Source organism: Xenorhabdus sp. IM139775, from assembly GCF_028598745.1.
Classification (GTDB): Bacteria; Pseudomonadota; Gammaproteobacteria; order Enterobacterales; family Enterobacteriaceae; genus Xenorhabdus.
The window spans coordinates 20209-30735 of record NZ_JAQRFK010000039.1 but is presented as its reverse complement, the minus strand read 5'-3'; the positions used below and the strand labels follow the sequence as shown (position 1 = coordinate 30735).

Below are 10527 nucleotides of genomic sequence, written 5' to 3'. Positions count from 1 at the left end.
ACTGGGCGATGCCACGGCGCATCCGGCTGGAAATTGCCGATAAACCCGCCACTTGCCAATTAACCGGGCAACCCACCCAGCAATCTGTGACGGGCTATCGCAGCCAAAATTATGGCAACAATTATGCGGGGAGTTGGCGGCACCCTTTAACCCCCTATCGCTGGAACCCGAAAAAAGAGCATGAAGAACATCTTTCCATCAAAGGCCAGCCCGGCGGTATTACCTATAAGATTTGGGATAGCCTGACTTTTTCCGAAAATAAAGAGGGCCAAGAAGCCGCACTGGTGGTCGATCATTTTAATCTGATCAATGATTATTTTGCTGACAAACAGCATTCGCTCTTACGGTTATGGGCGTTTGGTTACGACATGGACAACATGAAAGCCCGTTGTTGGTATTCCGCTTCTTTGCCGTTGTTTTTCATGCCGATTGAGAAAAAAGAGGCCATTTTCCGGCGGGTCAAAACCCTGCAATCTCTTTCTGCCTATGCCCTCACCCAATGCCGCACGCAAATCAAAAGCGCATGGTTCCATCGCCCAAATGACGTAAAAGGTGATATGTCGTTTATTGATACTGCATTCTATCAACGTACCCACGCTGCTTTCTTTAACGCAGTGCAACAAATTGTCAGCAGCCGGCACGCGGCCTCTTCGTTATCCACAGGGGAAGCCAAAACCTGGCTCTACCAACTCAGAAATACCTGCTTTGATCTGTTTGACGAATTTGTCCTGTCAGAAAATACCGATCCCAAAAAACTACTGGAAAAAATCGAGGCGCGGCAAATGCTGACCCGGTGGCTGATGGGTTCGAAAGATATCAAGGCATTTATGGCAGAGCACAAGATCGAAACCCAATCATCCAAGAAGAAGAAGGAGGCGGTTATCAATGAATAACCTGAGCAAAAGCCGCTTATTGCGCTGGTGGGAAAGCATGTTTTTATCCCCCGAAGAATTGAAGGAAAAAGATATCCGCCCGGCACCGAGGGTCTATAAGGCGCAGTTAAAGCGTTGTCAGGAAATTAACGCCGTGATCTTTACCGAGGGTTTTCGGGCACTTTGGTTCAGTTTACCGGAAGAAAAGATCAAAGAACCCGAAGAAATAACCAATGAAAACAAAAAAATACATAAAGAATCTGAAGAGAGAACCCTGGAACTTTGGGCGATGATTGCCATGACGTTGGTGTATGTAAAAACCAATACCGACACCAATCTGGCAACTGCCGCGGGCACCAGGGCAGACAATGACAAGTCAATTGTCAGCCCCCAACGTTTTGCCCAATTACAGGCCGCCAGAACGCCTGATGAACTCATCATGCGCTTGCGGCGCATTCTGCAACAACTCAACGGTCAGGTTTCCGTGTTATCCCTCGTCAAAGATATTGAACAGTGGATGCGAGAGCACCACCAGACAAGGCCACATCGCGCCAATAAGCGCCTCCCGGTGCAATGGGCGATGGATTACTACAAAGCCGCGAAATAACCCTGAAACCTTTTTCGTTCAGCATGACTTTTTATCTATAAGGAATTTTCAATGAGCCAGTTTATCCAACTCCACCTGTTAACCTCCTACCCGCCTGCCAACCTGAACCGCGACGATCTCGGCCGCCCTAAGACTGCCCAAATGGGCGGGTTTGAGCGACTCAGGATCAGCTCCCAGAGTTTGAAACGCCATTGGCGGATCTCCGACCTGTTTCAGGAAGCCCTTGCCGGCCATCTTGGTTTTCGTACCAAGCGTTTTGGTTTTCAGGTTTATCAACGTTTGCTCAATGGCGGCGTTAAAGAGAAACAAGCAGCGGAATGGGCTGCTGAGATTGCGGAAGTCTTTGGTAAAAAGAAAAAAGAGGAACCGCTGGAAATTGAACAGTTGGCGCATATCAGCCCGGCCGAACAAGAAATCACTTTTGCACTGGTGGACACACTGATCGCAGAAAACCGTGCCGCAAAGAAAGAAGAATTAATCCTGCTGAGTAAAGCAAAAATGGCGGTAGATATCGCGATGTTCGGTCGCATGCTGGCATCCAGCCCGGCCTACAGTGTTGAAGCGGCCTGTCAGGTTGCCCATGCGATCAGTGTCCATGCCGTGACCGTGGAAAATGACTATTTTACCGCGGTAGACGATCTCAATAATGGCAAAACCGATACCGGTTCGTCGCATATCGGGGAAACCGGCTTTGCGGCGGCGCTGTTCTATAGCTATATCTGCATTAATAAGTCGTTATTAATCGAAAATCTGGCAGGCAATGAAGCGCTGGCAAACCGCGCTATCGCCGCCCTGACCGAAGCGGCTGTTAAAATTGCGCCATCCGGCAAACAAAACAGCTTCGGCTCCCGTGCCTATGCCAGTTATGTGTTGGCGGAAAAAGGCGAATATCAGCCACGCTCCCTGTCCGCCGCATTTTTAAAACCCATTGACGATGAAGATCAGGCCACCAAAGCGATTGAGGAACTGGAAGAACAGCGGAAAAACTTCGATAACGTTTATGGCGCTTGCGCTGATTCACACTATCGCATCAATGCCATGACCGGCGAGGGTCGTTTTGCTGAGTTGGTTCAGTTCATCACCGCGTAAAAAAGGGGCCAATATGAAGAGTTATCTGGTCTTTCGCTTATACGGGGCACTCGCCAGTTGGGGAGTGGAAGCGGTCGGTGAAAGCCGGCCCACCAGCACCTATCCCACCCGTTCGGCTATTTTGGGGCTATTGGGTGCAGCATTAGGCATCCGGCGTGATGATGAGACACAGCTTGCGGCGTTGCAGCAGAGTGTCAAAATCGCCATCAAGCAGGTTGTTTCTGGTCTATTGCTACGGGATTACCATACCGCCCAAGTGCCCTCGCAAGAGAAAAAACAGACGCATCTGACCCGTAAAAGTGAGTTAAGTGATAAAGCTAAATTAAACACGGTACTGTCTTCACGGGATTATCTCGCTGATGGCGTGTGGGTTATCGCCATTTCATTGACCGAACCGACGACCTTCACACTGCCTGCCTTACGTGATGCACTGGTAAAACCGGTCTTTACGTTGAGCCTTGGCCGGAAATCCTGCCCGCTGGCGCTTCCGATGTCGCCACAGTTGGCCGAATATCCATCATTAAAAGCGGCGCTTGATACGCCTTTTCCACCCTTACCGCGATCCGGGAAAAACAACGACTCTTGGCAGCGAAATTACGCCGTCGTGAGCTATTTGTGGGAAGGCGATAAAAATGAGATCGACATTCCGGATACGACAGTATTAACCAGTCAACTCTCGGATGAGCCGCTGTCACGCGACCGCTGGCAGTTTACCCAACGCACGATGCACCAGTTATCGCTCCTGTCACCGGCCGTGGAGGGACCCCATGTATCTGTCTAAAATCACTTTGCGTCCGTCGATTCAGCGTCCGCAACGCCCGTCACGATGGGTGAAAAATGATGTCTATGCCGCCCATCAGCTTCTGTGGCAACTGTTTACCGAACAGGAAGCGCGGAATTTCCTGTTCAGGAAAGAGGAAACCCTGCGGGGCCGCCCTGAATTTTGGGTGTTGTCCACCACCAAACCGATAGCCCCGTCCCCGCAGTTCCAGATTCAGACCAAGCTTTTTGCCCCGCAATTGCATGATGGGCAAAAACTGGCTTTCAAACTCCGCGTCAATCCGACGGTCTGCCTGACGGATAAAGATTCGGGCAGACAGCAGCGTCATGATGTTTTGATGAATGCCAAACGTCAGGCAAAACATCAGGCCGAATGTACGGGTATCAGCATGGATTCTGGCGAAATTGAAGCATTGATGACACAAGCCGCCCAGGCATGGATACAGGATGAAAAACGGCTGGCGAGTTGGGGTATCCGCTTCGATTTCCCGCCAGATGTTGAACGCTATACCCAACATCGCAGCTTCAAAGCATCCGGCCAGAAAGTGTCATTTTCGAGCGTGGATTTTCAGGGCGTACTCACCTTGTCAGATAGCGCGCTTTTTCTGGCGCAATACTGTAAAGGATTCGGCCGGGAAAAATCCTTGGGTTGTGGGTTAATGCTGATAAGAGCCTTGTGATGGCATTCATTCCGTTAAAACCCATTCCGATCAAGGACAGGAATTCGATGATCTTTATCGGCATGGGGCGTATTGATGTCAGAGATAATGCGTTTGTGGTGATCGATGAAGTCAACGGTGAACGCATGCATATTCCCGTCGGCTCCATTGCCTGCATTATGCTGGAGCCGGGCACCCGCATTAGCCATGCTGCGGTAAAACTGGCTTCGACGACCGGCACATTGCTGATTTGGGTCGGAGAAGCCGGTGTCAGATTGTATTCAGTGGGGCAGCCGGGAGGTGCCCGCTCAGATCGCTTGCTTTATCAGGCCAAACTGGCGCTGGATGAGGATCTAAGGCTCAAAGTTGTCCGCAAAATGTTTGAATTGCGTTTTGGCGAACCGGCACCGCAAAAACGCAATGTTGAGCAACTTAGGGGGATAGAAGGCGCACGCGTCAGAAAAATCTATCAGATATTGGCAAAACAGTATGGGGTAAAATGGCAAGGTCGCAACTACGATCATACGAATTGGGACAAGGGCGATCTTATCAACCGCTGTATCAGTGCCGCAACCTCGTGTCTCTATGGTGTGACCGAGGCCGCTATTCTGGCGGCGGGTTATGCCCCTGCCATCGGTTTTCTGCATACGGGCAAGCCCTTGTCATTTGTCTATGATATTGCGGATATCTTGAAATTTGATACCGTTGTGCCTATTGCTTTTAAGGTTGCTGCCACCAATAGCATTGCCCCTGACAGGCAAGTCAGAATTGCCTGTCGGGAAAAATTCAGGACAGACAAGATCCTGAAACGCCTGATCCCTTTAATTGAAGAAATCCTTGCGGCGGGTGAAATCTCGCCACCGCTCCCGCCTGCTGATGCACAACCGCCCGCCATTCCTGAACCGATATCCATCGGTGATATCGGACACAGGAGCCAATAAATGAGCATGACCGTGGTTGTCACCGAAGCCGTCCCTCCTCGCTTACGGGGACGTTTGGCTATTTGGTTACTGGAGATACGGGCGGGCGTTTATGTCGGGAATATCTCCCATAAGATCAGGGAGATGATTTGGGAGCAAATTACAGAACTGACCGAAGAAGGGAATGCGGTGATGGCATGGCAGACCAATACAGAATCTGGCTTTGATTTCCAAACCTTTGGTGAAAACAGAAGGGAGCCGATAGATTTTGATGGTCTTCGTTTAGTGAAATTTAAGCCCGTTTCTGAGGATTAATTTGCCGGAGTGAAAAGAGGTTTAAGGGTGGTAGAATTTTTTCAGTTAATTAATATGTTTTAAAATAACGGGTTATGATTAGAGAGTTCCCCGTACCTACGGGGATAAACCGAAAAAAAGACGGCTTCATGATAAATGATGATGGAGTTCCCCGTACCTACGGGGATAAACCGCCCAGTCTATAACGTGCACGCGGTTCCTGTAGGAGTTCCCCGTACCTACGGGGATAAACCGCCAACAAAAATCAACCACTAGCATTCCCGCGTGAGTTCCCCGTACCTACGGGGATAAACCGCCCTGTCCGGCATACTAGTGGTAGGATATGGGGAGTTCCCCGTACCTACGGGGATAAACCGCGGTTCGCGGCTCAACGGGGCTATTCCCTGCCGAGTTCCCCGTACCTACGGGGATAAACCGCTGGGAAACCAAAAGGAACGAAGAACTAGCGAGAGTTCCCCGTACCTACGGGGATAAACCGATTCCTCAGATGCAGGCCGTAGATTGAGAAAGGAGTTCCCCGTACCTACGGGGATAAACCGCCGCCTCAAGAGGGGTGTTTATTAAGATATTGGAGTTCCCCGTACCTACGGGGATAAACCGATGTAACGTCCGAGCCAGTTGATCAGGTATCTGAGTTCCCCGTACCTACGGGGATAAACCGGATGCCCACATGTTGACGATAAAACAGATTGAGAGTTCCCCGTACCTACGGGGATAAACCGTCATTGAGTCGTACCCTATGTGGGTTAAGGTGGAGTTCCCCGTACCTACGGGGATAAACCGGCTCCACCGCTTCACTCCAACTTCCAGCACAAGAGTTCCCCGTACCTACGGGGATAAACCGAATTTGGCAATTCAGGTGAGGCAGTCGATAGAGAGTTCCCCGTACCTACGGGGATAAACCGAAGATAGGTATTTGCGCCCTTTTTACCCCAGAGAGTTCCCCGTACCTACGGGGATAAACCGAAATTAACCATCAATGATTACACTACTAAAGAGAGTTCCCCGTACCTACGGGGATAAACCGATCAACCAAATCAAAACAGCCGGCGACCTCACGAGTTCCCCGTACCTACGGGGATAAACCGACATATCGGCCGTGATAATTTATTGTGGCTGGATGGTATGCAATAAGAATAAAAACTTTTCCAAGCGACTCTCTCACTTCAAAGAATCTAAAAAAATCAATATGATAAATAATCATTATATTAATTACCTTTACCAAGGCATTTCTGGAAAAAAATCCATTTATTTTCGATAAAGTAAACAAATATTCCAAATTGAGCAACATTCCATCCGCAAGCATCATTCGCTGATGATTGTCAAAAAGACCTATGATAATCTACGCGACTTTCCGTCCTTAGCTGATTGTTTTATAGACAATTAAATATCAAAAATAGGAATCAAATTTACTTATGGACTTAACTAACACCAGCAAATTGTTAGCCACTGCGCTGTGTCTTGCAACCTCATACAGCTATGCAGATAGTGAGCGTCCACTTTTCTCACTCACCATGACAGAATCTGGCGTTCAGCAAACCAATAATGATGGCAGCTTGGCTGGCTCAACTAAATCTGAATCGCGTATTTTGCCAATTTGGGGGGATGCCGCACGAGCAAAAGGCTATGATTTACCTGAGCCGTTTGGTGCCAGTTACAGCTATATAAATCTGCGGCAGGATATCGTTGTAGATAGCATTAAATACGAATTTAGCAATCCAAAGTATAAATTTTTTGAAAAAATAATGATTAACGCAGGGAAGACACGAGAGAAAAGCGAAACACATATGCTTAAATTGGACTCCTGGGTGTTACCTTTCATGAACGTCTATGGTGTTTATGGAAAAACCAAAGGGACTTCAAAAACCAATCTAGATAGCATTTACCTACCCAACTCTGAACCTGGAGAACCAGCTTGGGAAGATATTCCTTTTGAACTGAACTTTAAAGGAAAAACATTTGGCGGCGGTGTCACCCTTGCTGGTGGTTATAACCAATTTTTTGCCACATTAGATACTAACTATACCCGTACCAATCTGGATATTTTAGATGGCGATATTAGTGCCTTAGTTATCACTCCACGGGTTGGTTACGAATTTGTTTTTGAACCTTTAATCGCTGGACAAGGAAATACTAAGGTTCAAGTCTGGGTTGGAGCTATGTACCAAGATATTACTCAGCGCTTTAAAGGTGATGTTAGTAAGCTCAATTTACCACCTGAACTTGCATTGTTTGATATGATTAAAAAAGAAACAGACATCAAATTCGATGTCGAACAACACCTTGCCCATAAATGGAACAATACCCTTGGTGCTCGTATTGAACTCACCCGCAACTTTAATATCTTGTCAGAAATCGGTTTCGGCAACAGAAACAGCTTCTTTATTTCCGGTGAGTTCCGTTTTTAATGTTTGGCCTCGCAATATTTAAAAGGCTAGTAATTTCCGGCCTCTTGACGTTTACCGTCTTACCCGCTCACGCAGATACCTTGCTTGATCGGCAAAAAATTGATGGTTGGTTAAACAAACTGGGCGGCAGCAATCATTTTGATGCCCACAAGAAGGTTGACTGGGGCGTATTGCCCGGTCCTTTCTACACCCCGGAAATGGGCGCGGGGATTGGCGTTGCCGTGGTCGGCCTATATCGTCCTGACCGATCAGACCCTGTTAGCCAAACCTCTTCATTGGGACTCAGTGGCTTTGGCTCATCTACCGGTGCGTTTGGCCTGAATTTTACCAATTATAACTTTTTTGCCCGCGACCAATGGCGATTATTCGTTTCCGGTACGCTGAATAACACGCCCACTTACTATTGGGGAAAAGGCTATAGCGCCGCTAAGCAGGACAGCAATAAAGAGAAGTACTATTCACAGGAATTTGATATTCGTCCCCGCCTGCTCTATCGCGTCGCCGATGCCACCTATATGGGATTAGGCTGGAATTTCTCCTCGCTCAACGCCAGTAATCCCGATGTGGGGGCAAAACGCTATTTTGATCAATCCGTTGGCGGCCGTTCTGTGATCAGTTCCGGTGTCAGTGCCTACTTCAGTTATGATACGCGGGATTTCTTGCCAAATGCCCGGCATGGGCAAACGTTTGAGATCATTTATACCTATTTTTCCCCGGTGTTGGGCAGCGATCACCGTTTCTATACCACACAGTTTCAGTTCTCGACCTACCACCCGTTATCTGACAAAACCGTTCTGGCCTTTGATAACTATGCCCGTTTCAGCGCGGGGGATGTACCGTGGAATCAGCTCTCTCTGCTCGGCAATGGCCAGCGTATGCGCGGGTATTATGAAGGGCGTTATCGTGACAATAATATTTTCACCACCCAGTTAGAATTGCGGCACAAACTTGACTGGCGCCACGGTGTGGTCGCTTGGATAGGCGCCGGTACACTGGGAGATTCCCCTTCACAATTGGGAACAAAACATTGGCTTCCTTCTGTCGGGGTTGGCTATCGTTTCGAGTTTAAACCCCGCATGAATGTCAGATTAGATTTTGGTGTCGGTAAAGACAGTATCGGATTCTATTTTCAGGTTGGGGAAGCGTTTTGAGATTATTCGTCACACTGTGCCTCTGTTTTTTACTGATGGCCTGCCAAAATCCGCCCCAATCCCTTGATCCGGTCAAACTGATCCTCGCCAGTGATCCCGATGAACATTCACTGAAAGAGTGGAACGCATTACCGCCGATTGCGCCACCGGAGGGTTTAAGGGCCTGCTGTGCTTTTGGCTATAACCTTAAAACCCAACTCTGGAATATTGCTGTCCCTTTCTACACCATCGACAATATTGTCGAAGCCGAAAAACTGGGTGAGCATCACTACAATGATAGCGTTATCGGTGCCAGTGCCGCATTGTTGGGGGTAAGCAAGGAAAAAGAGGGTCTGCTCTATACCCGCAAGGGTGGATTTATTGATATCTCCCACGTGAGGGATACCGCAGACTATACGCTCTATCTGTTCAGCCAGATCTATGCTCATCTTGGTCAAGCGTGGGAATTAACCCTGAATAATGAGCTTGCCGCACGTAAAATCCACTTTTTTGCGTTTACACCACCGCCAGCGCCGGCTGAACGCTATACGCTGAGTGCTTATCTGGCGGCCAAACTCGCTTTTCAGCTTGCCGTCTGGCATGAAATAGCGCAATGGTATGGCTATCAATCGGTTCCGGGATTTTCCGAAGGGATTTCGGCTTTTTCCCCGGAAGATCTCTATTCAAACCTGTTGGGTGCACGCTTGACCCTGACCCTGATCTCAGAAGGCCACGCCGCTTCCGTGGAACAGTTTTCGGCTGCAATGGGTAAGATCTTGCCGATGGCGTTGCATGAGCTAGGCGATTATCCCAGATCAGGCACAAAGGCGATGTTTGATAGCGTAGATGGTGTGTGGTGGAACAGTTATCGACGCATTCCGGAGAAGTTTCTGGTACTGCGCCGGAATTACGATATTCAGGACAACCGCTACCCGTTAATGCCTTTCGGTAAAGGGGAAGCGGCCTTGCGCCTGTCCCTGCCTGATCATTACCAGCATTTTGAGTTGGATAAGCTGGCTGAATTCCGGTTATTCCCCAGCAATGAGATGAAAAATCTCCCGCTTCCAACCCCCTACTGGACGGTGAAAGATTTTAAGCGGCTGGCGGTCTATGCCCGACGTGAAGATGAACAGCAGTTGTTGGTTAAATAAAGTAATGATGAAATATCCTTATTCCTCGCGCCGTGAGGAATAAGGAATTGATCGGCAACGTTAAAATCTTATCCCCCCAATACCCCTCGGATTGGGGTATGCTGTTTAATCAGCTCCTGCAAAATCGCTTTCAATAGCTGGCTTTTGCCATTGCCCAATGGCTCCAGCACACTTTTTTCATGCGATTCTGCTTCGGCCAGCAACCCTTTGACCAGTTTTTTCCCGGTTTCAGTCAAACGAACCAATGTCACACGGCGATCATTGCCACCCTTGGAAAAACGCGTCAGATACCCCTGTAACTCCAAACGCTGCAAAACGCGTGTTATGGTCGGTTGTTTACTGACCGTTTTCTGGGCCAGAAGGCTGATGCCTATCGAACCGCTTCCCGCCAACGTCGATAACACCCGCCACTCCAGCACGGATAACCCTTGCGTTTCAACAATATCGTGGAATTCAGAAGAAACCAGCATCCATGCCTGCCCAAGCAGGGCAGGCAGGTAATTGTCAACAAACACTTTTGCGTCTGGCATAAGTTGAACAACCCTTTTTATCTCAGGAAGTATTTTGACTTCCGATTTTAAAAGGTTCACCCGTGA

General features: G+C 48.5%; 11 protein-coding genes and 1 CRISPR repeat array. Of the genes, 10 read left to right on the top strand and 1 reads right to left on the bottom strand.

What is annotated here, in order from left to right:
• From casA to PSI17_RS09905, 10 genes are all read left to right on the top strand, one after another.
• Positions 1–893, top strand: an 893-nt coding sequence (gene casA, locus PSI17_RS09950; protein WP_273551846.1) for a type I-E CRISPR-associated protein Cse1/CasA, incomplete at its 5' end; no start/stop codon positions are given.
• Entirely contained in the window at positions 886–1479 is a 594-nt protein-coding gene (gene casB / locus PSI17_RS09945) for a type I-E CRISPR-associated protein Cse2/CasB (protein ID WP_273551845.1), read from the top strand. The genes casA and casB, both read left to right, overlap by 8 nt.
• 51 nt (positions 1480–1530) lie before the next feature.
• Positions 1531–2568 (top strand): type I-E CRISPR-associated protein Cas7/Cse4/CasC, encoded by a 1038-nt coding sequence (gene cas7e / locus PSI17_RS09940; protein WP_273551844.1) that lies wholly within the window; start codon positions 1531–1533, stop codon positions 2566–2568.
• Positions 2569–2581: 13 nt separating this feature from the next.
• On the top strand, positions 2582–3349 hold the full coding sequence (gene cas5e / locus PSI17_RS09935) for a type I-E CRISPR-associated protein Cas5/CasD (RefSeq protein WP_273551843.1): 768 nt from the start codon (positions 2582–2584) through the stop codon (positions 3347–3349).
• The gene (gene cas6e / locus PSI17_RS09930) at positions 3336–4028 is read left to right on the top strand and encodes a type I-E CRISPR-associated protein Cas6/Cse3/CasE (RefSeq protein ID WP_273551842.1); all 693 of its coding nucleotides are present in this window, start codon (positions 3336–3338) and stop codon (positions 4026–4028) included. The genes cas5e and cas6e overlap by 14 nt, the downstream gene beginning before the upstream one ends.
• Positions 4028–4948 carry a type I-E CRISPR-associated endonuclease Cas1e gene (gene cas1e, locus PSI17_RS09925; protein ID WP_273551841.1) on the top strand — a complete coding sequence of 307 codons (921 nt, stop codon included), beginning with the start codon at positions 4028–4030 and terminating at the stop codon, positions 4946–4948. The genes cas6e and cas1e overlap by 1 nt, the downstream gene beginning before the upstream one ends.
• Entirely contained in the window at positions 4949–5242 is a 294-nt protein-coding gene (gene cas2e / locus PSI17_RS09920) for a type I-E CRISPR-associated endoribonuclease Cas2e (protein WP_273551840.1), read from the top strand.
• An 83-nt stretch (positions 5243–5325) separates the two neighbouring features.
• Positions 5326–6330: direct repeats of the CRISPR family, unit length 29 nt; unit sequence GAGTTCCCCGTACCTACGGGGATAAACCG.
• A 327-nt stretch (positions 6331–6657) separates the two neighbouring features.
• Positions 6658–7650 (top strand): hypothetical protein, encoded by a 993-nt coding sequence (locus PSI17_RS09915; protein WP_273551839.1) that lies wholly within the window; start codon positions 6658–6660, stop codon positions 7648–7650.
• Positions 7650–8801, top strand: coding sequence for a BamA/TamA family outer membrane protein (locus PSI17_RS09910; protein ID WP_273551838.1), 1152 nt, complete (start codon positions 7650–7652; stop codon positions 8799–8801). The genes PSI17_RS09915 and PSI17_RS09910 overlap by 1 nt, the downstream gene beginning before the upstream one ends.
• Positions 8802–8836: 35 nt before the next feature.
• Positions 8837–9931, top strand: coding sequence for a DUF4056 domain-containing protein (locus PSI17_RS09905; protein ID WP_273551848.1), 1095 nt, complete (start codon positions 8837–8839; stop codon positions 9929–9931).
• A gap of 68 nt (positions 9932–9999) precedes the next feature.
• Here the strand turns inward: PSI17_RS09905 and PSI17_RS09900 are convergent, their stop codons facing one another.
• Entirely contained in the window at positions 10000–10461 is a 462-nt protein-coding gene (locus PSI17_RS09900) for a MarR family winged helix-turn-helix transcriptional regulator (protein WP_273551837.1), read from the bottom strand.
• Between the last annotated feature and the right edge of the window lie 66 nt (positions 10462–10527).